This is a genomic window from Streptococcus cristatus (assembly GCF_001578775.1).
Taxonomy (GTDB): Bacteria; Bacillota; Bacilli; order Lactobacillales; family Streptococcaceae; genus Streptococcus; species Streptococcus cristatus_A.
The window spans coordinates 1,589,614-1,614,524 of the sequence record NZ_KQ969062.1; the positions used below are offsets into that span (position 1 = coordinate 1,589,614).

Annotated in this window: 25 protein-coding genes and 1 pseudogene; 3 read left to right on the plus strand and 23 right to left on the minus strand. The window is 43.9% G+C overall.

Translation table 11 applies throughout. From position 1 onward, the window contains the following. Both SCRDD08_RS12240 and SCRDD08_RS07775 read left to right on the plus strand, forming a co-directional pair. Positions 1-126: pseudogene (locus SCRDD08_RS12240) on the plus strand (GTPase); the annotation flags it as partial. 1 nt (position 127) lies between these two features. Then, entirely contained in the window at positions 128-313 is a 186-nt protein-coding gene (locus SCRDD08_RS07775) for a hypothetical protein (RefSeq protein WP_061423126.1), read from the plus strand. Positions 314-419: 106 nt separating this feature from the next. Here the strand turns inward: SCRDD08_RS07775 and SCRDD08_RS07780 are convergent, their stop codons facing one another. The 12 genes from SCRDD08_RS07780 to SCRDD08_RS12010 all read right to left on the minus strand — a co-directional run bounded on the left by SCRDD08_RS07780 (position 420) and on the right by SCRDD08_RS12010 (position 10,391). Continuing rightward, complete coding sequence (locus tag SCRDD08_RS07780; RefSeq protein ID WP_061423127.1) at positions 420-1,085, minus strand: ABC transporter ATP-binding protein; 666 nt, start codon at positions 1,083-1,085, stop codon at positions 420-422. Then, positions 1,086-2,147 carry an ABC transporter permease gene (locus SCRDD08_RS07785; protein ID WP_061423128.1) on the minus strand — a complete coding sequence of 354 codons (1,062 nt, stop codon included), beginning with the start codon at positions 2,145-2,147 and terminating at the stop codon, positions 1,086-1,088. Positions 2,148-2,401: 254 nt separating this feature from the next. After that, positions 2,402-2,833, minus strand: coding sequence for an SP_0198 family lipoprotein (locus tag SCRDD08_RS07790; RefSeq protein WP_061423129.1), 432 nt, complete (start codon positions 2,831-2,833; stop codon positions 2,402-2,404). A 159-nt stretch (positions 2,834-2,992) separates the two neighbouring features. Further along, entirely contained in the window at positions 2,993-3,409 is a 417-nt protein-coding gene (locus SCRDD08_RS07795) for a YbgA family protein (protein WP_061423130.1), read from the minus strand. A gap of 26 nt (positions 3,410-3,435) precedes the next feature. Then, positions 3,436-3,573: a hypothetical protein gene (locus SCRDD08_RS11995; protein WP_231089355.1), complete on the minus strand. Its 138-nt coding sequence runs from the start codon at positions 3,571-3,573 to the stop codon at positions 3,436-3,438. Positions 3,574-3,843: 270 nt separating this feature from the next. Continuing rightward, entirely contained in the window at positions 3,844-3,984 is a 141-nt protein-coding gene (locus tag SCRDD08_RS12000) for a hypothetical protein (RefSeq protein ID WP_231089356.1), read from the minus strand. A gap of 27 nt (positions 3,985-4,011) precedes the next feature. After that, complete coding sequence (locus SCRDD08_RS12005; RefSeq protein WP_231089357.1) at positions 4,012-4,158, minus strand: hypothetical protein; 147 nt, start codon at positions 4,156-4,158, stop codon at positions 4,012-4,014. A gap of 117 nt (positions 4,159-4,275) precedes the next feature. After that, positions 4,276-6,681 carry a phenylalanine--tRNA ligase subunit beta gene (pheT, locus tag SCRDD08_RS07805; protein WP_061423284.1) on the minus strand — a complete coding sequence of 802 codons (2,406 nt, stop codon included), beginning with the start codon at positions 6,679-6,681 and terminating at the stop codon, positions 4,276-4,278. Between the two features lie 142 nt (positions 6,682-6,823). Continuing rightward, positions 6,824-7,336, minus strand: coding sequence for a GNAT family N-acetyltransferase (locus SCRDD08_RS07810; protein ID WP_061423131.1), 513 nt, complete (start codon positions 7,334-7,336; stop codon positions 6,824-6,826). 168 nt (positions 7,337-7,504) lie between these two features. Further along, a complete protein-coding gene (pheS, locus tag SCRDD08_RS07815; RefSeq protein ID WP_061423132.1) occupies positions 7,505-8,551 on the minus strand; it encodes a phenylalanine--tRNA ligase subunit alpha in 1,047 nt (348 codons plus the stop codon). Between the two features lie 312 nt (positions 8,552-8,863). Continuing rightward, positions 8,864-9,871, minus strand: coding sequence for a tryptophan ABC transporter substrate-binding protein (gene trpX, locus SCRDD08_RS07820; protein WP_061423133.1), 1,008 nt, complete (start codon positions 9,869-9,871; stop codon positions 8,864-8,866). 340 nt (positions 9,872-10,211) lie between these two features. Continuing rightward, the gene (locus tag SCRDD08_RS12010; protein ID WP_231089358.1) at positions 10,212-10,391 is read right to left on the minus strand and encodes a hypothetical protein; all 180 of its coding nucleotides are present in this window, start codon (positions 10,389-10,391) and stop codon (positions 10,212-10,214) included. A gap of 10 nt (positions 10,392-10,401) precedes the next feature. On the opposite strand from SCRDD08_RS12010, the gene fbpA reads away from it, so the two are divergent. Further along, positions 10,402-12,051, plus strand: a complete 1,650-nt coding sequence (gene fbpA / locus SCRDD08_RS07830; RefSeq protein ID WP_061423135.1) for an Rqc2 family fibronectin-binding protein FbpA — start codon at positions 10,402-10,404, stop codon at positions 12,049-12,051. A 165-nt stretch (positions 12,052-12,216) separates the two neighbouring features. Here the strand turns inward: fbpA and budA are convergent, their stop codons facing one another. The 11 genes from budA to SCRDD08_RS07885 form a co-directional block, all read right to left on the minus strand. Continuing rightward, the gene (budA, locus tag SCRDD08_RS07835; protein WP_048764600.1) at positions 12,217-12,936 is read right to left on the minus strand and encodes an acetolactate decarboxylase; all 720 of its coding nucleotides are present in this window, start codon (positions 12,934-12,936) and stop codon (positions 12,217-12,219) included. 115 nt (positions 12,937-13,051) lie between these two features. Further along, complete coding sequence (locus SCRDD08_RS07840) at positions 13,052-13,801, minus strand: PHP domain-containing protein (protein ID WP_061423136.1); 750 nt, start codon at positions 13,799-13,801, stop codon at positions 13,052-13,054. A gap of 157 nt (positions 13,802-13,958) precedes the next feature. Then, complete coding sequence (locus tag SCRDD08_RS07845) at positions 13,959-14,264, minus strand: DUF4298 domain-containing protein (protein ID WP_061423137.1); 306 nt, start codon at positions 14,262-14,264, stop codon at positions 13,959-13,961. A gap of 100 nt (positions 14,265-14,364) precedes the next feature. Then, complete coding sequence (locus SCRDD08_RS07850; RefSeq protein WP_155719772.1) at positions 14,365-15,594, minus strand: tetratricopeptide repeat protein; 1,230 nt, start codon at positions 15,592-15,594, stop codon at positions 14,365-14,367. Next, the gene (locus SCRDD08_RS07855; protein ID WP_061423285.1) at positions 15,587-16,756 is read right to left on the minus strand and encodes an AI-2E family transporter; all 1,170 of its coding nucleotides are present in this window, start codon (positions 16,754-16,756) and stop codon (positions 15,587-15,589) included. The genes SCRDD08_RS07850 and SCRDD08_RS07855 overlap by 8 nt, the downstream gene beginning before the upstream one ends. A 190-nt stretch (positions 16,757-16,946) precedes the next feature. Further along, positions 16,947-17,888 carry a mannose-6-phosphate isomerase, class I gene (manA, locus tag SCRDD08_RS07860; RefSeq protein WP_061423138.1) on the minus strand — a complete coding sequence of 314 codons (942 nt, stop codon included), beginning with the start codon at positions 17,886-17,888 and terminating at the stop codon, positions 16,947-16,949. A 148-nt stretch (positions 17,889-18,036) separates the two neighbouring features. Further along, positions 18,037-18,537 (minus strand): phosphatase PAP2 family protein, encoded by a 501-nt coding sequence (locus SCRDD08_RS07865; protein WP_061423139.1) that lies wholly within the window; start codon positions 18,535-18,537, stop codon positions 18,037-18,039. A gap of 142 nt (positions 18,538-18,679) precedes the next feature. Beyond that, positions 18,680-21,076 (minus strand): glycogen/starch/alpha-glucan phosphorylase, encoded by a 2,397-nt coding sequence (locus SCRDD08_RS07870; protein WP_061423140.1) that lies wholly within the window; start codon positions 21,074-21,076, stop codon positions 18,680-18,682. 133 nt (positions 21,077-21,209) lie between these two features. Further along, positions 21,210-22,640: a glycogen synthase GlgA gene (glgA, locus tag SCRDD08_RS07875; RefSeq protein ID WP_061423141.1), complete on the minus strand. Its 1,431-nt coding sequence runs from the start codon at positions 22,638-22,640 to the stop codon at positions 21,210-21,212. Continuing rightward, positions 22,637-23,776, minus strand: a complete 1,140-nt coding sequence (gene glgD, locus SCRDD08_RS07880; RefSeq protein WP_061423142.1) for a glucose-1-phosphate adenylyltransferase subunit GlgD — start codon at positions 23,774-23,776, stop codon at positions 22,637-22,639. The genes glgA and glgD overlap by 4 nt, the downstream gene beginning before the upstream one ends. Further along, positions 23,766-24,908 (minus strand): glucose-1-phosphate adenylyltransferase, encoded by a 1,143-nt coding sequence (locus SCRDD08_RS07885; RefSeq protein WP_061423143.1) that lies wholly within the window; start codon positions 24,906-24,908, stop codon positions 23,766-23,768. The genes glgD and SCRDD08_RS07885 overlap by 11 nt, the downstream gene beginning before the upstream one ends. Between the last annotated feature and the right edge of the window lie 3 nt (positions 24,909-24,911).

Here is a 24,911-nt window from a genome sequence, read left to right on the forward strand (position 1 = left end):
ATGCCTGTAGATCTCCTCCAAGTCGATCTGACCCGTACTTGGGAAATCCTAGGAGAAATCACTGGAGATGCTGCGCCAGACGAGCTTATCACCCAGCTCTTCAGCCAATTCTGCCTAGGAAAATAATATGGGAGTCACAGAATTTATCAAAGCAAAAAATCTAGGCGAATACCTAGAAAGTCGAAAGAATGGACAAGTCAGAGAGCGCCTCAAAGAACGCAGCTGGTTGGAGGTTCTCCTCCACAAAGCCCGCACCACCAAAATAAATCCTGAAAATCACCAAAAAATGAAGAAAACGAAACACGGTTCTTGAAAAACAGAACCGTGTTTGTTTGTCTATTCAATCCAGATAAAGATTTGCTTGATCATGAATCATGGCACTCTCCTTGTCCCAAACTATCTTTTGCTTGGCTACATCTTCATCGGACTTGAGTCAGCACTCCGTCTTGCATTTCATAGACCTTGTCAACCTCGTCCAGCAGACGGGTATCATGGGTAATCATGACTACGCTCTTATTGAATTTTTGAGTCACTTCTTTGAGCAGATGGACCACGCGCTTAGCCCGCTCTGTATCCAGACTAGCTGTCGGCTCATCAGCCAAGATAATATCTGGGCTATTGTAAAGCGCTCTGGCGATAGCAGCCCGCTGCCTTTCCCCGCCAGACAATTCTTTGGGATACTGTTTGAGCGTGTCTTTTAGATCTAGCAACTCAATCAAACTGTCCAGATCTGTCCTTTCTTTTTTAGACAAACGATCAATTAGCTGAAACTGGTCTTCGATTTTCAAAAAAGGAATGAGATTGGAAGCCTGCAAAATAAAGCCAAAATCATTGAAACGTAGAGCAGCCCGTTCCTTTTCCTTAAGCTGGGAGGTATCTTTCCCACGTAGGAGAAGCTGTCCTTTTGAAGGAGTTTGCAAATGCCCTAGCAAGGTCAGAAAGGTTGTTTTACCCGACCCTGACGGCCCAATAATAGCTACAAACTGCCCCGCTTCCAGTTGGAAATCAGTTGGTTTCAAGGCTTGGACCAGTGTATGCCCCTGACCATATTCTTTTGTAACACCTTTTAGTTCTATGATTGGCATTTACTCACCTCCGATCGCTGTGATAGGGTCAATTTTTAGAACCCGATGAATGGACAAGAGCCCGCCAGCCAGTGACATGGAAATAATGAGAATAATTAAACCAGCATAAGATCGCCAGTCACTGTAAAAAGGCATAGAAGCCGGCAAGACTAGCTGGGTTCCCAAAAGAGCCAAGACAGCTAAGCTGATTCCCAGAGTGGATAGGATGAAAATCTGCCAGAAAATAGAAGCAATAATCTTCCCGCTGGCAATCCCTTGGGCCCGCATAATGCCGTAAAGTTGAGTCTTCTGAATGGTGATGATGTACATGAAAATCCCCAATACTAAAAAGGTAATCAGAACCATGGCCCCAATCATAAAGGAAAAAGTCAGAACCTGAGGCTGATAACCAGGGATATTTTCTATAAAATCACTCATAGAAAGCTGACTAAGCCCAGTTTCTTCAATCTTTTGACTATCTTTGACCACAAGTGCGCTGATATTCTTAACCTGACTAGAGCCGTACTTTAATTCCCTGAAATCATCTAGAGCCATAAAAATTACAGGTTGCGTAAAGAAGGTATTATCCTCTGTGAAGCCAACAACCTGATAGAGGCGCTCACTGCCATTGAGCTGGAGTTGGTAGCCTAGTTTCACACCTTTTTGCTGGAGGCGCTTATCCGCAATGACTTCATAAGCATTCTCAGCAGGACGCCCCTCAATAATGTCAGGCGCTAGAAAACTATCCCAAGAGAGACCAAAAACCTGAGCATTGAGTTTATCAGTCCCATCTTCATAATTGGCCACTGCTGACGTTTGTCCCAAAGCAGCGACTGAGTCCACTTGAAGCAAGCTACTATACTCCTCTTCCTTGATAGTCGAAGCAACCAGATTCTTATTTGCGTACTCCGACAAGACAATTGACTCAGCCTGCCATTGGTCCAGAGCCAAGCGATTGAGCCTAGCCAAGCCGACGGAAAGACTGGATAAAAAGAAAACCATATAGGTAATGAGAAAGACCACAGCAACCACTAAACGATAGCGTCCACGGCTGTAGATAATCTCTTTAAAAGCTAAAAACAAAGCTGTCCTCCTTTGAGATATTAAAGATCATTATATCATAAAGAAGCAAGCTAGAAAAACATATGAGACTAATGGTAACTAGATTCACACGAAAATCACTAAGTCGTATAGCGATTCCCTAAGTCAGAAACATTCCTTGAAAGAAATTCATAAAATAAAAAGAAACAAGGGCTTCAGTTCATATACCGAAACCGTTCTTGTTTCTTTTTCTTTACGCTTCGTACACTCTTTTTCTGAGCAGATTGAGAAACGCTTTACTGCTTAGTAAAGGTCAGAGTATCTGGATCATCATCTAGTTCGTCCACAATCAGCTGATTACCATTTTGACGATAGCTTTTGACATCGTCACCGACAATTAGTCTCTGGTTCGCAGCATCTACTTGTACCTGTTTGATTTCCTTACTGCCATCGACCTCGGTCTCAGTCCAAGTACCAGTCCTACCATTGATTTCGAGGACATGCTGGTCACCATCATGGTCGGTTGCTTGGTAGCGTCCGTTTAGATTGCTGGTCTGGCCTGCATTGGATGAAGAAGTCTGTTCTTGCGCAGGCTGTGATGTTTGGCTTTGGGTATTTTGTGATGAGTTAGCATTTCCTCCCTGATTAGCATTGCTTGAGCAAGCAGCCAGTGAAACTGCTACTGTCAGAGATAGAATGCCGATAAAAGCCTTTTTTGAAATAGTCATATTGCTTTCTCTTTTTTCTACATTTGTAGTTTATAATTATATTCTACAATTGTCTGTTTTTTTGTCAATCATATAGCATTTTTTATCTAAAAATAGAAAATTCCCCGGCCTTACTTGACTGGAGATGTAAAATCTATTGCTTCTTCTAGAGGATCAAAGTTAGTCATCCTTGATGGACGAGCCTTCTGCATCATCCCCAAATATCAAGGTCGACTGTTGCAGATAGGGATTGGGGTACTTTCTAAGCAAATCTTTCACAGCTTCTACCAAAACCTCCTGCTTCACCTGACCTACTTGGTATCGCTCTAAAAGAATCATAAAATTTTCTTTTTCAGCTGGGCTGGCTTTTTTCTTAAAATAGCCCCAAACATGCTGAAAAGCATTGCAGACCTGACCGCGATTTTCAGGCAGGGCTATCGCCTGGTCAATCAAGCCTTGAACATGTACTGCTTCCACCGAGTCACTTTTTAGATATTGGCGGATTTCCAGATATATCTTACTGGAATGACTGAGAACCAGATATTTGTTTCTAGCCCAAAGAGTCTGACATTGGGAGATTTGGTTTGAATTTTCCATGATTAATTTTCCTACAATCTTTCCTTTTATTCTGGAAAAATCCATTCAATATGCGGAGCTCGCTCACTAATTTCTCTATGAATGGTATTGAAATCAGCATCAGCAAGATTATTTAAATCAAGTTCTTCTATAATGTTACCATTCTCATCTTTAAAATAAAGCATGCGATAAGTTGATCTCGAATTTTTAGAATAAGCACGTCTAATTTCATACTCGATTTGCTTAATATTTGTTAAATTAATGTGATTTATATCTTGGAAAACAGAGGGTTTAACATCAATCTTATCATCAGAAATAGTAAAAGCTGCAGGCTCATGAGCTTTCTTATAAGCCGAAACACCTAAAATAGTAACTATAATACCTGCACCAATTAGAATTGGGCCAGCATATTGATTATTTTGGTTGAATAATTCTTGCTCTGTTTCCTTTTCTTTTCAGATAGAAGCTTGCTCAGACTCTAGTTTTTTATTATAGTTATCTACAAAAGATTGCAGTCTTTCTCGCTCCTCTTCTGGCGTTTCATTCTCAGGTGCATAAACCGAATTAACCAAGGTTCTGGCTTTTTCAATAGTCATCGGACTTTCATTCAACTTTGCATCTTTTCATCCAGACTCTAGCTGTTCTAAGCGATCATTATAGCTATCACCAGTTCTGGGGGGAGATTGAATTGTAGCGATTGCAATAATTGCTCCGATGATAATGACAATAATGCCAATAACCTCACCAGCATAACTCCTCTTATATTCCACACAAATCTCCTTTACACCACATTATTTAATAGAACAAGAATACCATAATTTAGGCATTTTATAAAGTATCATTTTATTAAAGAAGCAGCCCTTAAGGACTGCTTCTCTTTGTATATACTAGCGCACTTCTGCGCCGAGTTTTTCGGTCAGGGATTTTTCAATTTTTTCCATGTATTTAGCCACTTCATCATCAGTCAGGCTGTCTTCTGGATTTTGGAAAGTCAGAGTGTAGGCCATAGACTTGAGGCCAACACCTAATTTTTCACCAGAGAAGATATCGAAGAGCTTGATATCCGTCAAACGTTTCACTCCGGCAGCTTGAATCGCTTCAACTACCTGTCTGTGGCTGATCTCTGCTTTGAGCAACAGGGCCACATCGCGAGTAACAGCTGGGAATTTGGTGATTTCTACAAAAGGCTGTTCTGGCTCAAGACTCGCCTCAATAGCTGTCAGATTGAGCTCTGCCACATAGGTTTCTGGGATGTCATAAGCCTTAGCCGTCACTGGATGAACCTGCCCGACATAGCCCACTGGCTGACCTTTGATCGAAATCAGCGCTGTCCGACCCGGGTGCAGACTCTTAAGTTGGTCAGTTGCTTGATAATCAGCTTCTAATCCTAGGCGGTCAAAGAGCGCTTCAACCACACCCTTAGCGTAGAAGAAGTCAACAGGAGTCGCTGGCGTTTGGAAATCCTTTTCACTTACCAAGCCAGTTAGGGCAAAGGCAAAACTATTGATTTCGTTAGGCAATTCTTCCTTTGGATTACCTGTTTGTTCAAAGATTTTCCCAATTTCATAAAGGGCCAAATCCTTATTTTTACGAGCAACATTGTAGCTGACAGTATCCAGCATGCCTGAGAGCATATTTTGACGAAGAACACTGCGCTCCCTTGTCATAGGCCACATAAGCTCCGTCAGATTTGTAGGATTAAGCGTAAATTCGACAGCTTTTTCTGGCGTGGTCAAGGCATAGGAAATAATCTCGGTCAGACCTGCTCCTTCAGCCACCGTCCGAACCTTGCGACGTAGCTTCTGAGTGGCCGTCAATTCGCCAGCCGTTCCAGCATCTTGAGGTAGGGAAACTGGCAAGCGGTCATAGCCATAAATACGAGCAATTTCCTCGTAAAGATCTGCTGGAATACTGATATCCCAACGACGAGCAGGCACGCTGACTGTGAACAAGTCCGCAGATCCGCTAAGACCAAAGCCTAGACGACGGAAAATATCTTCAATATCCGCATACGTCAAATCTGTTCCCAAAACTCGGTTGACATCTGAAAGGCTAGTCGAAACTTGCTTGTCAGTCGTATCTAACTGTCCTGCTTGGACAATGCCGGCATGAACAGTTGCACCTGCCAAGTCAGCAATCATGCTTGCAGCAGCATCTAGGGCTTCAGTTACTGTTGCAAGGTTAATCCCTTTTTCAAAGCGTGAAGAAGACTCCGAACGCAAGCCCAGACGGCTGCTTGTCTTACGGATTGACTTGCCATCAAAGACAGCCGCTTCCAGAACGATACGAGTAGACTTGCCGGAGATTTCCGTCGCTGCTCCACCCATGACACCAGCAAGGGCTACTGGCTCATCTGCCACAGTGATAACTAAATCGCCGACTTCCAGTTCGCGCCCTTCGCCGTCCAGCGTCACCAGTTTTTCACCAGCACGCGCTTTCCGGACGACAATCTGGTCACCCTCAAATGTGTCCAAATCAAAGGCATGCATTGGCTGACCAAAGTAGAGCAAGATGTAGTTAGTCACGTCCACTACGTTGTTAATCGGACGAATTCCTTCGTTCATGAGGAGATTCTGCAACCACTGAGGACTCGGAGCAATAGTCACATTGTCCAAAATACGAGCTGCATAAAACGGTGCTTTTTCAGTCTCAAGGGCAACAGACAAGCTAGCCGCAGCCTCTTTATCCCCCTCAGTCAAAGGAAATTCTTTGAAATGAACAGGCTTGTCGTAGATAGCTGCTACTTCGTGTGCCACTCCGCGCATAGACAGAGCATCAGCCCGATTTGGTGTGATGGAAAGCTCGATAATCTCATCGTCCAAGTCCAGATAAGAGAAGACTTCCTCACCTGGCACTGCTTCTTCAGGCAGGATTTGAATTCCATCCGCAAATTCCTTTGGCACGACAGAATCCGAAATGCCCAGCTCGCCAAGAGAACAAATCATACCTAGTGACTCCAAGCCACGGATTTTCCCTTTTTTAATCTTATAATTATCCGCAATACGAGCACCTGGCAAAGCCACCATAACCTTGATACCCGCGCGAACATTCGGTGCTCCACAGATAATCTGTCGAGGCTCCTCTTCCCCGACATTAACTTGACAAACGTGCAGGTGGGTATCTGGAACATCTTCACAAGATAGCACCTCACCAACAGCAATTTTCGAAAGGCCTTCAGCTGGTGAGCTGACTCCTTCTACTTCAATACCAGTTGTGGACATTTTCTCCGCCAGCTCGGCACTCGTCACATCCAAATCAACCAGTTCTTTTAACCATTTATAACTAACTAACATATGTATGATTTTACGACCGACCCGGACTAACTCTGACTTCATAGACAAAGCCAGTCCATTCAATTTTCAGTCGTATTTGATTCCTCTCTATAAATTTTCTGTTTTCACTAAAAGCCTAATAAACAGCGATGTTATCGTCTTTTTAGTTTAATTTCTTCCTTAAAAGCCAGTCAATATCGACCGTATCACCAGTGATATATTCATGCTGGCTAAACCTTTCAAAGCCATATTTAAAGTAAAAGTTCTGCGCCTTAAAATTTCTTTCCCAAACGCCTAGCCAAGCCCAGCTAAAACCACGTTTCTCAGCTTCTGCTAGGGCAAATTCAAACATTTCCTTGCCCAAGCCGAAGCCCTGATGGGAGGCAAGCACATAAATCCGTTGAATTTCAAAGGAATCTTCCAGATCCTGCTCTGTCTGAGCCTGCCCCCAGTTACACTTGAGAAAACCAGCGATTTTTTGTTCCTTGTCCTGTAAAAAATAATGCTCAGACTCAGAATTCGCCAACTCCCACGCCAGCCTTTCGTGCGCCAGCTCGTGGGCAAAATAATGCTCCAAATCTTCTTGCTTGATGAAAGGACCAAAAGTTTCTTGGTAGGTCTGCACTTGTAACTCCCGCAAAATATCCAGATCTTCTGGCTGAACTCTAACTAACATAAGGTACTCCTTTCTCAGAAGCAGCTGTGAGCGATATTCCCATCTAAAATTTATCTTATAGGCAGCTAAACTGATGAACACCATTTCCACGCATTTCAAGATCACAGACATTGCTAATTAGGCTTGTCGTGATGGAATTGTTCAAATCAAATCCTGTTTCTAAGCTTCTTACTTAAATTGCTCTGAAAAACGCACATCGCCTTGGTAGAAGCCACGAATATCATTGATACCGTAGCGAAGCATGGCCACCCGCTCTTGGCCGAGACCAAAGGCAAAGCCAGAATATTTCTCTGAATCGATGCCACTCATTTCCAAGACACTTGGGTGCACCATTCCAGCTCCCATGATTTCGATCCAGCCAGTCTTCTTGCAGACATTACAGCCGGCACCACTACACTTAAAGCAAGAGACATCCACTTCGACAGATGGCTCTGTGAATGGGAAGTAAGATGGACGCAGACGAATCTTACGATCCGCACCAAACATTTTTTGAATAATCAGCTGCAAGGTTCCTTGCAAGTCAGCCATAGAGATATTTTCCCCTACGACCAGACCTTCAATCTGGTGAAACTGGTGAGAGTGAGTCGCATCGTCTGTATCACGACGGAAAACACGTCCCGGAGAGATCATCTTGAGTGGCCCTTGGCTAAAGTCATGGGCGTCCATCGCACGAGCCTGGACAGGAGATGTGTGAGTACGCAAGAGGATCTCTTCTGTGATGTAGAAGGTATCCTGCATATCCCGCGCAGGATGGTCTTTAGGCAGGTTCATCCGCTCAAAGTTGTAGTAGTCTGACTCAACCTCGAAACCATCCACGACCTGATAGCCCATACCGATAAAGATATCTTCGATTTCTTCACTCGTTTGGGTCAAGATATGGCGATTGCCAGCCGGAATCTTACGTCCTGGCAAGGTCACATCCAAGGCGTCATTGGCCAGCTGGGCTGCGACTTTCTGCTCTTCCAAGATTTGAGCCGCTTCTTCAAAGGCTGCATTCAGCACATCTCGTGCTTCATTGACGTGCTTCCCGATAATTGGGCGCATATCTGCAGAAACATCCTTCATCCCTTTGAGAATCTCAGTAAGACTCCCTTTTTTCCCTAGGACAGATACTTTCAGCTCCTGCATATCCTTAGCATTTTCCAAAGTAATAGTCTGCAATTGGGCTAAAGTTTCCTCACGCAGACTCTGCAATCGTTCTTCAATTGTTGACATAGTTCCTCCAAAATAAAAACCGCGGTCTCACTCACACCGAAGCGGAGCGTTGACACGCGGTACCATCCGTTTTTTATCTGGCAAGCCAGACCTTAATTACCAATCCTAAAGCAAGTGAATTCGCCTAGCTTTCATCTAGAGAGCTTTCAGTCGCTGGCTCCCCTCCCTGTCAAACTTCCCCTAGGTTACTAGTCTTGCGGATTGCTATTCAATTATAATTCATTCTAACAGATTTCTAAACTTTTCGCAAGCTCAGTTGCGGAATTTACAAGAAGAAAAAGAAGTCCGTTGAGGAACAGACTTCCTTTCTTTCTATTTTATCACTTGTCCTGCTTCTTTGAGAGCATCTTCTGGTATAGTGACACCGAGTTCTTTTGCATTCTTAGTATTGATAACAGATTTACCTTTATCAAAAATATCTACTGCAGTATCAGCAGGTTTGGCACCTTTAAGAACTTTAGCAGCCATTTTACCTGTCGCAACACCGAGGTCATACTGGTCTACAACGACAGAGGCAAGACCGCCTTCTTCTACCATGGCTGTCGCACTTGGATAAATCGGTTTCTTAGCTTCTTTATTGCTGGACACAACTGTCGCAAATGCTGACGCAATGGTATTGTCAATTGGAATCCAGATAGCATCAACCTTACCAGCCATGACATTCATGGTTGAAGCAATTTCATTGGTTGAAGGAACAGAGTATTCCTCTACCTTGAAGCCTGCCTCTTCAGCCAATTTTTTAAACTCTTCTACCTGAGCTTTGGAGTTGTCTTCACTGCTAGAATAGAGGGCACCGATTGTTTTTACATTTGGCGTCAATTTTTTAATCAACTCTAGTTGTTGCTTAGCTGGATTGTGGTCAGAAACACCTGTGATATTACCACCTGGCTTGTCCAGATTTTTCACTAGGTTTGCTCCGACTGGATCTGTGATAGCTCCCATGACGATAGGCTTGTCTTTAGTAGCCGCAGCTAGTCCTTGCGCAGATGGAGTGGCAATCCCAATCAGCACATCATTGTCATTGGACACCAACTGCTTACTCATGGTAGAGACTTTGCTCTGATCTCCCTCAGCATTCATAAAGTCAATCTTGATCTTATCGCCCTTATAGCCTTCCTCTGCCAGACCATCTTGAATTCCCTTATAAATCAAATCCAGCGAAGGGTGGCTGACATACTGCAAGACACCAACTTTGACTGTCTTACTATCGTCGCCAGTCTTAGATCCGTTGCTCTTTCCATTCAAGCTGGAATAAGCCATCCCACCAATTACCAAAACAGCCAGAAGGCCTAAAATAGTCATTAAACGTTTATTTTTCATGTTCTTTCTCCATTTCTTTATTTCATTTTTTCTATTCAATCCCTAGGGACGCCATCGTTTAAACATGGGCAGTTCTCCTTGTTTTTTATAATAAGTAACAAAAAACCTCACACAGGTATTCTGTGTGAGGGCGTAAATCGCGGTGCCACCTCAATTATGGAAAATAGCTAATATTCCCCATATCTCTGTCTTGTCATCAAACAAGCTGCACTGTAAGGTGTGCGCACCGAATTCTTATTGTTTCAAATTCATATTTATCAATTAGCCCAATTTCGTAAAGATTTGCTACTCATTTCCACCAACCACAAGCTCGCTATAAACAAATGCATCTACTACTTTTCTAATTTCCTATATTGTAATTTTTTCCTGAAGGGATGTCAAGGCTTTTTTGAAAAATTTTATAAAATGTTCGGTTTTTATCTATATCGATAATCATTGACAAAAAATAAATTTCTTTTTGATGAGACTTTAGAAGCTTTTGGCTTGGTTTTTTGTTATAATCTTCTGTAGCAACTTCCAAGGAGAAAAACATGTCTTTCGACGGATTTTTTTTACACCATATGACAGAGGAGCTCCGCCGCGAACTGCTGGGCGGCCGCATCCAAAAGATTAATCAACCTTTTGAACAGGAGCTGGTCTTGCAGATTCGCAGCAATCGAAAAAGCCACAAACTGCTCCTGTCAGCCCACTCGGTCTTTGGACGCGTCCAACTGACAGAGACTACGTTTGAAAATCCTGCTGTTCCCAATACCTTTATCATGGTCATGCGCAAATACCTGCAGGGCGCTGTTATTGAAGCGATCCAGCAAGTTGAAAATGACCGAATTTTGGAAATCAGCGTCTCCAATAAGAACGAAATCGGCGATAGCGTGGCTGTGACTCTGGTCATCGAAATCATGGGCAAGCACAGCAACATCATTCTCTTGGATAAGGCCAGCGGAAAGATCATTGAAGCTATCAAACACGTCGGATTTTCACAAAATAGCTATCGAACCATCCTGCCAGGCTCAACCTATGTCGCACCACCTCAGACAGGTAGCCTCAATCCTTTCACTGTGGATGATGAAAAGCTCTTCCAAATCCTACAGACAGAGAACTTAGAGCCCAAACGCCTGCAGCAGATTTTTCAGGGCTTGGGCCGGGATACGGCTACTGAACTCAGTGGTCGTCTGACAGCTGATAAGCTCAAAACTTTCCGAGCCTTCTTTTCCAGTCCGACTGAGCCTAGCCTGACCGAAAAATCCTTCTCTGCTCTGCTATTTTCTGACAGCAAGACCCAAATGTCCACGCTATCCGAGCTTTTGGACACTTTCTATAAGGACAAGGCCGAGCGAGATCGAGTCAACCAGCAGGCCAGCGAACTCATCCGCAGGGTAGAAAATGAGTTGGAAAAGAACCGGAAAAAACTGGGCAAGCAAAAGGAAGAGCTCCTAGCAACGGAGAATGCAGAAGAATTCCGCCAAAAAGGGGAACTCTTGACCACCTTTCTCCATCAGGTGCCCAACGACCAGGACCAAGTGGAGCTGGACAATTACTACACAGGTGAAAAGATCCTCATTGCACTTGATAAGGCCCTGACTCCTAACCAAAATGCCCAGCGCTATTTCAAACGCTACCAGAAGCTCAAGGAAGCCGTCAAGCATCTGACCAGTTTGATTGAGGAGACTCGGGCTACGATTCTCTATCTAGAGAGCGTGGAAACCGCCCTTGCTCAGGCCAGCCTGACTGAAATTGCGGAAATCCGAGAGGAACTAATCCAGACCGGCTTTATCCGACGACGCCAAAGAGAGAAAATCCAGAAAAGGCAGAAACCGGAGAAATATTTGGCAACTGACGGTCAAACCATTATCCTCGTCGGCCGCAACAACCTACAAAATGATGAACTGACTTTTAAGATGGCTAAGAAGGACGAGCTTTGGTTCCACGCCAAGGATATTCCGGGTAGCCATGTCGTCATCACAGGCAATCTTCAGCCCAGCGATGAGATAAAGACAGACGCTGCCGAGCTAGCGGCCTACTTCTCCAAGGCCAGACTCTCTAATCTGGTCCAAGTGGATATGATTGAAGTCAGAAAACTCAACAAACCAACTGGTGGCAAGCCGGGATTTGTCACCTATACGGGCCAGAAAACCCTGCGCGTCACACCAGACGAAGAAAAAATCAAAAGCATGAAAATGTAAACTAATCAGTTTCTAAAATATCGATTTGGCGGATATTGAAAAACAAAAGAGGAGCCTCGGCTCCTCAAACTTACTAAATTTAAAATTCTAGTTATCTTTCAGAGGTTGGGACAGCAGATTCCTAGCCTCTTTTTTTATCAGAAGTAGACAATTCACAGCAATTGGCTACTCAACCTTGTCCATGTCCGATCTTACTTCATCGACATTGAATTTTGCAAAGAGGAACTTACGGTCTTGAACTGGGAAACGTTGATCCAACTGATCGACAGCACCTAGCTCCACAATCCCTTCCTTGATAACAAAGTCCATAACGTGACCACCAAAGGTATGGTCGTCTGAAATAAAGTGAAGATGATAGCCGGCTACACTGACACCGTGGAAAATTTCGGGTGTCCAAAAACCAACAATGGTGCCGGAGACATTATCAGCATGGTACTCAGGCTGACTTACGGCTACTTCAGCAAACTTTTTCTCTGAGGTTGATTTTGGAATCATTCGCACATGCATGTGGGAAAATTCTCCATGAATCTTGATGGAGCGAAATAGATTTTCCCCATCGTAATAGGATTCAATTCGCTTTTCCAGCTCTTCATCTGTCATTTCGAAGCGCTGCCGGAAAATGACCTCTGCTTGGTGGGGAACAACCGCAGCGTAGGGCACCGTTACATCATCTGAAACTTCTACAACTTCAGGCACATCGCCAGATCCCTTGGCCTGATAGGCCTTACCATCAAGAACGATTAATTCCCCATCGATGGAATCCAGTGTACCAATCCCCAAATCGCCGTATTTCAGGAGCTCCCCAATCGTCATGCTCCCACCATAAAGTCCAGCCATCAAGGCTCCTAGGGTATTATACTGAAATAATTTCACTGGCTCTGCCATTTTTTCTCCTATATCCATAAACTTCTGTATTTTCTAAGATAATTAAGTATATCATATTCTGGTCAAAATTCAAAAAATGCGTTTAATGGGCGATTGGAAAAACGCACGGGGTGCCTTAAATCAACTGACCTTCCTCAATACCGGCATCAGCTAGGATTTGAGCCACACGGTCAAACTTAAGTCGAAAATGCTCCAGCTTGTGACCATCGGAGCCAACTGAAAAGCGCTGACCACCCAGCTCCTTGACCAGACCAAGAGCGTAGATATAGAGATCTTCATGACCGTAGAGATACATAGACTTGCAGTTGAGTTCAAAGGCCAAACCATGATCACTCATCTTTTGAAAAAGCTGTCGCAGCTGCGGTTCAAAAGTTTTTAACTCCTCTACGGTAAGGTCGAATTTCCGAAAGCCATAGTCAAAGTGGGCTAGGACATCCGCCGGAACAGCCTCGATTGCCTCTTCTAGTTCTCTCAGGTAGCGGGGAATCAGCTCCATCTTGTCCAGCTGTAAGACTGGCTCTTCCAGATAGTCAAATCTGCCATTGTGGTGGACAGATAGGAGCTTGAGATCGTATTCCTTGTCGGCTAGGAAAGCTAAAATATCATCCTTACGCGGAGCGTAATAGCCAATTTCAATCCCCTTTTTGATGCGGTTGCCATATTGCTGGTTCAGCTCTGCAATTTTTGCTGAATAGGCCGCATAGTCAGGTACATCATCGTGGGGCGAGGCAGCTTGGTAAGGGTAGGGATTGGACAAATCATAGTGCTCGGTGGTGACAATCTCGCCCTCGTAATGGTCCAGATAGTCAGAAAAATCCGCCTCAGAATCATAGGAAAAATAGGTATGAAGATGGTTGTCGCGCATGCTTGCCGCCTTTCTGCAAATCTTATGTTCCTTTAATAATGTCAACGGTTGGTCGGCCTTTGTTTTAGATTTTCCACATTCCAATCCTTTCGTTGACGTTATCCATGCTTTATCTTTTCGACAGCAGTCATTTTATTTCACGAATCTTCCTAGGCTGCTACCTTTCTTTCATCATGGCACTGGATAGGTCTAGCAGCTGCAAAGCCGTCTCAAAGTGCTCTCCCATCAGGTCATAGACAGCATCTTCGCTCAAAACGCCGCAGGCCACATCCTCAGGAAAGTCTGGTTGATTGGAAAATTCCAAATCGTCAAAGAAAACTTGGCTGGTGTAATAATCTCGGAGCTGGATATAATTCTTCTGGCTAGCCTTCAGCTCAGCCAAAGCTGATTGAGCTGTAGCCAGCGTCTGAGCGTATTTATTCAAATGCTCTTCCATTTCTTGGATTCGTTTCAGTTGGGACATTATCTCCACTCCTTTTTTAATCAAACTATTGTGTCAGCAAGAAAATCTTCTTGCTAATATGCCCTAAAGCTAGCAAGGCAAGAGATTTTCCGAAAATACTTTACAAACTTTCGTACAAATCTGCCATAGCAGTGTCATCTGGAACCAAACACAGATATTTGCCAGCCTGTATTTTTGCTTCTTCCACACGCCCTAATTCACGCAATAAATAAACATATTCTTCCAAAAATTCAGGATTTTCCTGCAAGTCAAGTGCCAGCTCCTGATACAGCTCCCCAGCTTTTTCCAGATTTTCCAAGGCTTGATAAGCACGCGCCAGATTCCAGCGAGTCAAGACATTGTCTAGCTCTTGTTCCTCAAAAGCTAAGACCTCGTCGTAGCGTTCCTGCTCCAGATAGAGATTGGTCAGGCGTAGAGCAATTTCCTCTAAATCATCTGCATTTTCCTGAGCTGCTAGCAAGTAGTTTTCAGATTTTTCCACATCATGCAGTTCGTAAGATAGTTGGGAAGCAAGGAGCAGAAGGCGAGTTTCGAAAGGATTTTTGGTCAAGCCTTGCTCTGCCATTGACAAAGCTTCCTCCGTCTTATGCTCCGCATGGAGAGACTGCGCGTAGGCATACTCATAGCCTTCAAAATCTGGCGAAATCGTATCCAGCTGCTTGAAGTACAGATTGGCTTTTTGATACTCCTCTTGCTCATATAAGATAGCCGCCAATTCATAGACCGTCTCTTCATCGTACTCCAGCTCCACAGCCTTTTCCAAAAATTCAATGGCTGCTTCGATTTTCCCCAGACTGGCATAGCAAAGGCCAATACGCTGGTAGGTGGATACGCCTGTCTGCTCGTAGATAGAGCGATTATCTAGCTGGGCATATTCCTTGATGGCCTGGGCAAAATTTTCCAATTCAAACTCAATTTCTGCTAAACCAAAAGTCACCAAAGGTTCGTCCGACAGTTTGGCAGCTTCCAGCAATTTCTCCCGCGCCACATCTGGCAATCCCTCTAGCTGATAGAGGTCAGCCTTGGCCAAGAGAGCGGCCACATACCATTCACTTTCTGAGTCAATTTCCTCTAAATAGGCAAAAGCCTCTTCTAAGTCACCATCGTCAGCAGCGATCATTGCCAGACTGATATAGGACTCGGGGAAAAGCGGAGCCAATTTTTCATAAATTCGCTTGGCTTGAGGGAAAAAGCCGATACTTTCTAAGTAATCGGCTAATTCTAATAACTCTTGATCGGTATCTTGGCTCAAAGCCTCTTCAAAATACTTTTCAGCCTGCCCTAAATCTTGATTTTGCAGGGCTGTTAACATTTGTTCACTCTTATTCACTGCCTTCTCCTAATTCTTGAACACTTTCTTCATACAAACCGCTAACCTTCTTGTACCACTTAAAGAGTGCTGTGATAGCAACCTTAGCTGATGCATAAGCTGGAATTCCCAGCAAGACGCCCCAGATACCAAACATGGTTCCTGAAGTCAGCAAAACAAATAAAATCGTAATCGGATGGATGCTTAATTGACTTCCCAAGATCAATGGAGACACGAAGCGCCCCTCAATAGTCTGCTCCACAATAAAGACGATAATGACTTTCAACAGCATGATCGGACCAGCAATCAAGCCAAGAATCAGGGCAGGTAACATGGCAAGGAAGCTTCCCAGATAAGGCACCAAGTTCAAAACTCCTGCCACAACGGCTAGAGTCACACCATAACGCAAGCCGATGATCTTGAAAAGAATCATAAACATAAAGGCCACAATAATCGCTACAGTCACCTGACCACGAACATAATTGGCCAACTGGGTATTCACATCTGTCATGACCTGACCAAATGACTCGCGGAATTTCGTTGGCAAGAACTGAACTACATAACCTTTGAGATTCTTCCCGTCGCGCAATAAATAGAAAAGAATAAAAGGCATGATGATAATAGCCACAATGATTTGTGAAGCCGTACTAATCAAATTGCTAGCCCAATTAACTGCCTTAGATGAAAAATTGCTGGCCCATGAAGTGATCTGAGTCGATAGCTTATTCGTAACTTGCTCGATTTGTGGCTTCAAATCGCCTGAAATATGATTGGTTAAAACATCATCAATCATTTTATTGGCTTGCTTGAGATAAGTGGGAACATTTTTTGAAAAACTTACTACCTGATGTTGCAAGTTAGGAATAGCAACTGCCAAGCCCCACACAATCAAAACACCAATCAAGACAAAGACAATTGTAATCCCGGCCACACGGTTAATCTTGCGCTTTTCCATCCAGTCGACAATGGGATTGAGCAGATAGTAAAGCAGCCCAGCCAAAATCACTGGCAACATAATGACACCAATAAACTCAATCACCGGTGTAAAAATAAAACTAATTTTGCTGAGAATAAAAATATTCAAACCGATGAGCAAGGTCACCAAAAATACAGTAATGGCCTTATTATCCAAGAACCATCTAAAAAACCAGGATAAACTAAAATCTTTTTCTTTGTGTTCCATATTCAACTCCTTTGGATATTCCATTTCATTGTACCATTTTTCAGAAAAAATTTCTTCAAGCAACCATGATGAAATGCCTCATTTATCGGACTTTTTCACCGATTGAAGTTAAAGTCCTGTTTTCTCTATTCATTCTGCGAAAATAAAGAAAAATAGGCCGAGATGAGCACTCGGTCTATGTATTTTTTCACTATGGATGGCTGACAATCAGTTGCAAGTCGCCAGACAAGGTCCATTCTGTAACATCGCTCGGTAGGATGAAATGAGAGCCTTTTTTGATAGGATACACTAGTCCATCCACTGTCAGCTCGCCAGCACCTTCCAAGACACTGAACAGACTGTAATCTACTGTCTTTTTAAATTCAACAGAACCAGCAACGTCCCACTTGTAAACAGCAAAGAAGTCATTGGCCACCAAAAGAGTAGAAGTCAAATCGTCTGCCTGAATGGTAACGGGACGGCTATTAGCTGGCTCACCGATAGTCAAAACATCAATAGACTGCTCCAAGTGCAGCTCACGCAGATTGCCAGCATCGTCCTTACGATCAAAGTCATAGACACGGTAGGTCGTGTCACTGGACTGCTGAGTTTCCAAAATCAGAATCCCTGATCCAATAGCATGCATGGTGCCACTTGGGACATAGAAAAAGTCACCAGCCTTGACTGGAATTTTTGTCAAAAGATGATCCCAGTCCTTGCTCTCAATCTGCTGACGCAATTCTTCCTTGCTCTGAGCGTTGTGACCATAAATAATCTCTGCTCCTTCGTCTGCAGCGATAACATACCAGCATTCTGTCTTGCCAAGCTCCCCTTCGTGCTCTAGTCCATAGGCATCATCTGGATGGACCTGAACGCTGAGCCAGTCATTGGCATCCAAAATCTTCGTCAAAAGTGGAAAGACAGGCTCTGGACGATTGCCAAAGAGCTCACGGTGCTCGGCATAGAGCGCATCTAGCTTCTGACCTGCAAAACGTCCGTTCTTAACAGTTGACACGCCATTAGGATGAGCCGAAATTGCCCAATACTCGCCCACATGGTCGCTGGAAATTTCATATCCAAAAACATCGTGCAGCTTGGTGCCACCCCAAATCTTCTCCTGCATCACAGACTGTAGAAATAACGGTTCTGACATAATAGTCTCCTTACATATTTTTCATCATCCAAAATCAGGCAATCCTTGATGATAAAAGTTTGGTACTGCTTACATTATAATATAGATTCGGGCACTTTGTCTACTCCTACCTTACTTTACAAGGAAAAATCTAGCTCTGGCCAGACCTTTATAATAAAAAGAGAAGACTTCCCCAGCAAATGCCGCAAAGGTATCCTATCACTACATCCTTTGGATAGTGCACTCCGCCAATCACGCGCACTAGAGCCAGTCCTGCTGAAAGCAAGAGGCAGATAAGTCCCGGCAGCCAAAAAAAATAGAGCAAACACATGGAAATCACTGTCGCCGAAAAGACATGGCGGCTAGGCATGGACTTGCCTGATGTATCCTTGGCCAGCAAGGGTTGAATAGCCCATTTTTCGTAAGGGCGTGCTTGATTCAGCCATTTACGAATCGCTGACAAGAGACCAAATCCAATAGCTGGAAGGAGAAAAAAAGCAAGTAGCCCTTCCCCCCCCTCTGTCAGAAAGGCACCAATCAAGACCAATCCATACACCAGAGGCATAAAAACAGTCATCCCCCTATTAAAATAGGCCATCCCTTTCACTATCCTAGGGCGACTGCGAAAGGGAGCTGTTAATTGTTGATAAAAAATCTCGTAGTCTTTCATACTTGCTTTCCCTGCTTTTCAAAAAGTCGAATTCTCATACTTTCTCTACTATAGCATATTTCTAGACAAGATGGTAGATAGATAGTAAAAGAGACTGAGACTCAAGCCCCAATCTCTTAGTATTCATGTTTTCTGAGGAGTATTATTTCTCTAAGTTCCAGATTTCCTTGGCATATTGCTCAATGGTATCATCTGAGGTGAACTTGTCTGATGTAGCGATGTTGATCAAGCTCATGCGGGCCCATTTTTCTTTGTCACGATAGAGGGCATCAATCTTCTTTTGAGCTTCTACATAGGCATGGAAGTCTTCCAAGAGGAAGTATTCGTCATTGTGGGTGATGAGAGCTTCGTAGATTTCAGATCCTTCTTCACGGACGTTTGGAATGGTGCCATTGACAAAGGTGTCGACCACCCGGCGAATATCTGGATTGCTCTCATAGATACCGCGTGAGTAGTAATCGTGGCGGGCATAGTGCTCGTAAACTTGGTCCTTGTCCATCCCGAAGATGACAATATTGTCGTCACCAACTTCATCCTTGATTTCGATATTTGCCCCGTCCAGAGTAGCTAGGGTAATGGCACCTGTCATCATGAACTTCATGTTGGAAGTACCAGAAGCTTCCTTGGAAGCCAGAGAAATCTGCTCTGAAACATCTGCCGCAGGAATGATGAGCTCAGCCAGGCTGACACGATAATTTTCTAGGAAAACAACCTTGAGCTTGCCTTGCAGACTTTCATCCTTGTTGACCAGATTGGCTACTTCATTGATCAGCTTGATAACAGACTTGGCAAAGTGGTAGCCCGGAGCAGCCTTGGCACCGAAGATAAAGACGCGTGGCACCATATCCTTGTCAGGATTGTCCTTGAGGTCCCAGTAGAGCTTGATGATATGAAGCAGGTTGAGCAACTGACGCTTGTAGGCGTGGAGGCGTTTCACCTGCACATCAAAGATGGCTTCTGTAGAAACTTCTACTCCTGTTGATTCCTTGATGAAGTCAGCCAGACGGGCCTTGGCTTCTTGCTTCACTCGGTAGAAATCACCCAGCACTTGCTGATTGTCCTTGAATTCCAAAAGCTTGCGCAGCTCATGGATATCACTTCTCCAGCCCTTACCAATCAGCTTATCAATCTTAGCCGATAAAGGTTCATCCGCAATCTGCAGCCAGCGGCGCTGGATAATGCCATTGGTCTTGTTATTAAACTTCTCTGGATAAATGCTGTAGAAATCACGTAAAGTGTCTTCTTTGAGCAGTTCTGTGTGGAGTTTGGCAACACCATTGATTGAATGACCGCCAATAATAGCCAAGTGGGCCATGTGAACTTGATTGTCCTTGACTATCCGAGTGTTTTCGATGACTTCTGGCTCAATGCCGCGCTGGGCTATTTCTGCCACATAGCGGTTGTCGATTTCTAGGATAATCTGATAAACCCGAGGCAGGACATTCTTAAAGAGCTCCGCATCCCATTTTTCCAAGGCTTCAGACAAAATGGTATGGTTGGTGTAGCTCATGGTCTTCACCGTAGCATTCCAAGCATCTGCCCATTCGAGACCATAGTCATCCAACAAAAGACGCATAAACTCAGCTGGCGCAACTGCTGGGTGGGTATCGTTGATATGGACAGAAACCTTCTCATGAATATCCTCGAGCGGACGACCTTGCTTGAGGTAGGATTTGATAATAGTTTGCAGGCCAGCGCTGGTCATGAAGTATTCCTGAATCAGGCGCAGTTCTTTTCCTTCGTAACTAGAATCGTCTGGATAGAGAATGGCAGTGATGTCCTGCACCCGCCGACGGGCTTCAATAGTCGGATAGTCCAATTCATATTCTTCTGGGATTTCAACATCCCAAAGACGGAGATTGTTGATATTGTCATTGCCAAAGCCAATCTGAGGCACGTCATAAGGCACAGCACGCAAAGTTTTAGAATTCTCATAAACCGGTACAATGCGACCTTCTTCATTAGCACGGAGGTAAACATTGCCAAAGATCTTGACATCAACAATACCGTGATCCTTACGGGTTTCCCAGACATTGCCTAGACTGCCAAACCAATCATCTGGGATTTCCACCTGATAGCCATCTACGATTTTCTGCTTGAAAAGACCGTAGCGATAGCGAATCCCATTTCCAAAACCTGGATAGCCCGTTGTAGCCAGCGAGTCCATGAAGGCTGCTGCCAAGCGGCCAAGGCCTCCATTTCCCAAAGCCATGTCGTGCTCAGCATTTTTTACATCCTCAAAGTCAACTCCTAACTCAGCAAAGCTTTCCTTGACCGTATCAAGAATACCTAAATTGAGTAGGTTAGTTTCCAGCATACGTCCCGGCAGAAACTCAATTGAGAAATAATAAGCTGTTTTTTGCTGCTGTTCCACGAGTCTATTGCGGCGCTCCAGCCACAGTGGCGTGATATATTTACGAATAGTACTAGCGAGGGCTTGAAAAAGCTCGGCTGCTGTAGCATCCGCAATCTTAATCAGCTGTCGTTCGTGCAAAGTATCCTTGAAATCTCGGATAAACTGTTCTTTATTTAATTCCATTTTTACGAATTAACTTCCTTTCTTTTAGGGAAAAACATCCGTCTGGATAAGATGTCAACATGAGAAAAAACACTTACCCGACAAATCCTCTCTTGTCAAAAATAAGAGAGGATTGCTGTTCTATTGCAATATACTATAGTAGTGACTCATATAAATCACTATATGCTCGACTGGCTGTATCCCAAGAGAAATCTCTTTCCATAGCCTGAGTTTGCAGACTATGCCAAGCTTCTTGGTCATGCCAGTAAAGATTGAGGGCTTCTTTGAAAGTCCATGTTAGCCAATAACCAGAGAAGTTATTGAAGCTAAAGCCTGTTCCCTGTCCACTATAGACGTTGAAAGGTTCGACCGTATCCCGCAGGCCACCAACCTCATGAACCAGTGGCAGTGTACCGTAACGCATAGACATCATCTGAGACAGACCGCAAGGCTCAAAGCGGCTCGGCATAAGGAAAATATCACTAGCCGCATAGATCTCCTGAGCCAAAGTAACATCAAAAAGGATATTAGCGGATAATTTTTCAGGATAAGCCTGGCCAAACCAAGCGAAAGCTCGTTCAAATGCAGGGTCACCTGTTCCAAGTAGCACAATTTGCACATCTTCCTGAAGCAGATTATGCAACTCTTCCACCACCAAATCAAAACCTTTTTGACGTGTCAATCGAGAGACGATACCAACGACAGGAACATCGTCCCGAACTGGCAAGCCTACTTTTGCTTGAAGAGCTCGTTTATTTTCCAATTTCCCGGTCAAATCATCTTTATTAAAGTGGTAAGCCAGCAATTTATCTGTTTCTGGATTGTAGATATCTGTATCAATACCATTGACAATACCGACCAGCTTGCCTGACTCCATCCGAAGAATCTGATCCAGACCGCATCCAAACTCAACTGTCCGAATTTCGTTGGCATAGCTCGGTGAAACAGTCGTCACGCGATCCGCATAGAGAATACCCGCCTTCATCCAGTTGAGGCAGTCATTCCAGCGGAGAGTCCCGTCCGCATAACGTTCATAGCCGACACCAAAGAGTTCCCAAAGCATGCTATCCGGAAATTGCCCCTGAAACTCTAAATTGTGAATCGTCAGCACTGTCTTGATGTTATTATAGGCCTGAATCCAGCGGTATTTTTCCTTGACCAAGAAAGGAATCATGGCCGTATGGTAGTCGTGCGCATGGAGAACATCTGGAATAAAATCAATGCGCTCCATCAGTTCGATTGCTGCTAATTGGAAGTAGGCAAAACGTTCGCCGTCATCAAAATCACCATAGACATGTCCACGGAAGAAATAATGCTGATTATCGATAAAGTAGAAGTTCACACCTTCCAACTCAATCTTTTTGACACCAACATACTCCCGACGCCAACCGACACTGACTTCAAAAGAGAAGAGGTCTTCAACTTGATCACCAAATTTAGCATCCGTCATGTCATAATAGGGCAGAATAACTCCAACTTCATGACCAGCTTTGACCAAGGATTTGGGGAGGGCGCCGATAACGTCCCCCAAACCACCCGTTTTGGAAAAAGGTGCCCCTTCTGCTGCTACAAATAAAATTTTCATGAAACGATGTCCTCTGTAACTTTTTGACCTTTCTTCAGTACAACTGGATGTTCAGCTGTCCCTCGAACGACTACTCCTTCAGCAATCTCAACGCCCTTGTCCACAATTGCATATTCTACCACTGCATTTTTTCCAACGACAACGCGTGGGAAGAGGAGACTGTCTTTGACACTGCTACCCGCTAAAATTCTTGTATTCCGCGAGATAACAGAGTTTACAACTTCACCTTCTACAATACTACCTGACGCAAACTGAGAGCGATTTACTTTTGATGTAGTTGCATAGTATGTCGGCTCTTCGTTTTTCACCTTTGTATAAATCTTTTGATTTGGTGAGAAGAGGGAGTAGAATTTCTGCCGATCAAGCATATCTTTATTGGCCTTATAGTATGATTCAACAGAGTAAATATTTGCCAGATAGCCTGTATACTCGTAAGCAAAAGCTCCAACTTCAGCTGCCAAGTCTCGAAGAACATAACGTAGCTTTTGTGGGAATTCTTTTTGGGCTTCTTCTTCCAATTTTTCAATTAACCAAGGCGTATCTACTACAAAAATATCTGTGGACATATTGAAGAGCTCGCCCTCGTCTCTATCACTATGCAGCTTATGTCCTAGGACATGGTCTGTTTCGCTGACTTGCAGAACTGCATTCACATCTGAAATATCTTTAGATGGCAATTTCTTGTAAACCACTGTCATCGGTTGCTGGGTTGTGTTATGCAAGTGGAAGACCTGATTAAGGTCAATATTGATTAACACATCACAGTTTAGGGCTACAGTTTGGTTAGAGCCTGAGCGCTTCAGATAAGTCAATAACTGTTCATAATATTCCTTACCAACTGTGCTACTTTCTACACGGGTATTGTAAATTCCTAGATAGTAGTGACTCAAAAGTGTAGACAGACCCCACTCACGACCTGAACGAATATGGTCAAAGACAGAGCCGATATTGTCTTGTTGGAAGATACCAAAGACGCTACGAACACCAGCATTAGCAAGACTAGACAGTGGGAAGTCAATCAAACGGTATTTCCCACCAAATGGCAAACTAGCAACTGGACGATGGTCTGTCAAGGTTGACATGTCGTGGAAACCGACCGTATTTCCTAAAATCGCTGAATATTTATCAATCTTCATCTGTTGGTACCCCCACTTTTTCATTATATCCGACTACTTGCACTTCATCTGTTCCGTCAATCTCTACACCATCAGAAATAACAGCGCCCTCACCAATGATCGCACGTTTAATCTTAGCTCCTTGGCCAATAATAGCGCCACTCATAATGACAGAATCAGTGACTTCTGCACCCTCACGAACTTGAGCGCCTGTTGAAAGAATAGAGTGCTTAACAGTTCCATCTACAAGACAGCCATCAACTACCAAAGAATCTTCAACATGAGCATTTGCACCAAGGTAGTTTGGTGGTGAAATCAAGTTACGTGAGTAAATTTTCCACTGACGATCACGACTGTCTAAAGCATTTTCTGGACTAATGTATTCCATGTTCGCTTCCCAAAGTGACTCAATCGTACCAACGTCTTTCCAGTAGCCGTTAAATTCGTAAGCATAAACGCTTTCGCCAGATTCAAGATAATTAGGGATAACATTTTTACCAAAGTCGGACATATCGACATTGCTCTTTTCAGCAGCAATCAGCATATTGCGGAGACGTTGCCAGTCAAAGATATAGATTCCCATAGAAGCCTTGGTAGATTTAGGATTTTCTGGTTTTTCTTCAAATTCAACGATCCGATTATTAGCATCGGTATTCATAATACCAAAACGGCTGGCCTCCTTGAGAGGCACATCCAAGACAGCAACCGTCAAACTAGCGCTGTTATCCTTGTGGGATTGGAGCATATCATCATAGTCCATCTTGTAGATATGGTCTCCAGATAGGATTAAAACATATTCAGGATTGATACTGTCTATATAGTCAATATTTTGGAAAATAGCGTGGCTAGTTCCCTCAAACCAACGATTTCCTTCACTGGCAGAGTAAGGCTGAAGAATGGATACACCTGTATTGATACCATCCAAGCCCCAGCTTGAACCGTTCCCGATGTGACTGTTCAAAGCAAGTGGTTGGTACTGGGTAATCACACCGACATTGTGAATGCCAGAGTTGGCACAGTTTGACAGCGCGAAATCAATAATACGATAACGACCACCAAACTGTACTGCTGGTTTTGCAATACTTTGTGTGAGCTTTCCAAGACGAGTTCCTTGCCCACCGGCAAGAATCAAAGCTAGCATTTCATTCTTCATATC

Coding starts and splice junctions, on each gene's coding strand:
- SCRDD08_RS07775 (WP_061423126.1), top strand. CDS start 128: ATGGGAGTCACAGAATTTATCAAAGCAAAAAATCTAGGCGAATACCTA.
- SCRDD08_RS07780 (WP_061423127.1), bottom strand. CDS start 1,085: ATGCCAATCATAGAACTAAAAGGTGTTACAAAAGAATATGGTCAGGGG.
- SCRDD08_RS07790 (WP_061423129.1), bottom strand. CDS start 2,833: ATGACTATTTCAAAAAAGGCTTTTATCGGCATTCTATCTCTGACAGTA.
- SCRDD08_RS07795 (WP_061423130.1), bottom strand. CDS start 3,409: ATGGAAAATTCAAACCAAATCTCCCAATGTCAGACTCTTTGGGCTAGA.
- SCRDD08_RS11995 (WP_231089355.1), bottom strand. CDS start 3,573: ATGCTTTATTTTAAAGATGAGAATGGTAACATTATAGAAGAACTTGAT.
- SCRDD08_RS12000 (WP_231089356.1), bottom strand. CDS start 3,984: ATGACTATTGAAAAAGCCAGAACCTTGGTTAATTCGGTTTATGCACCT.
- pheT (WP_061423284.1), bottom strand. CDS start 6,681: ATGTTAGTTAGTTATAAATGGTTAAAAGAACTGGTTGATTTGGATGTG.
- SCRDD08_RS07810 (WP_061423131.1), bottom strand. CDS start 7,336: ATGTTAGTTAGAGTTCAGCCAGAAGATCTGGATATTTTGCGGGAGTTA.
- pheS (WP_061423132.1), bottom strand. CDS start 8,551: ATGTCAACAATTGAAGAACGATTGCAGAGTCTGCGTGAGGAAACTTTA.
- trpX (WP_061423133.1), bottom strand. CDS start 9,871: ATGAAAAATAAACGTTTAATGACTATTTTAGGCCTTCTGGCTGTTTTG.
- fbpA (WP_061423135.1), top strand. CDS start 10,402: ATGTCTTTCGACGGATTTTTTTTACACCATATGACAGAGGAGCTCCGC.
- budA (WP_048764600.1), bottom strand. CDS start 12,936: ATGGCAGAGCCAGTGAAATTATTTCAGTATAATACCCTAGGAGCCTTG.
- SCRDD08_RS07840 (WP_061423136.1), bottom strand. CDS start 13,801: ATGCGCGACAACCATCTTCATACCTATTTTTCCTATGATTCTGAGGCG.
- SCRDD08_RS07845 (WP_061423137.1), bottom strand. CDS start 14,264: ATGTCCCAACTGAAACGAATCCAAGAAATGGAAGAGCATTTGAATAAA.
- SCRDD08_RS07855 (WP_061423285.1), bottom strand. CDS start 16,756: ATGGAACACAAAGAAAAAGATTTTAGTTTATCCTGGTTTTTTAGATGG.
- manA (WP_061423138.1), bottom strand. CDS start 17,888: ATGTCAGAACCGTTATTTCTACAGTCTGTGATGCAGGAGAAGATTTGG.
- SCRDD08_RS07865 (WP_061423139.1), bottom strand. CDS start 18,537: ATGAAAGACTACGAGATTTTTTATCAACAATTAACAGCTCCCTTTCGC.
- SCRDD08_RS07870 (WP_061423140.1), bottom strand. CDS start 21,076: ATGGAATTAAATAAAGAACAGTTTATCCGAGATTTCAAGGATACTTTG.
- glgA (WP_061423141.1), bottom strand. CDS start 22,640: ATGAAAATTTTATTTGTAGCAGCAGAAGGGGCACCTTTTTCCAAAACG.
- glgD (WP_061423142.1), bottom strand. CDS start 23,776: ATGAAGATTGATAAATATTCAGCGATTTTAGGAAATACGGTCGGTTTC.
- SCRDD08_RS07885 (WP_061423143.1), bottom strand. CDS start 24,908: ATGAAGAATGAAATGCTAGCTTTGATTCTTGCCGGTGGGCAAGGAACT.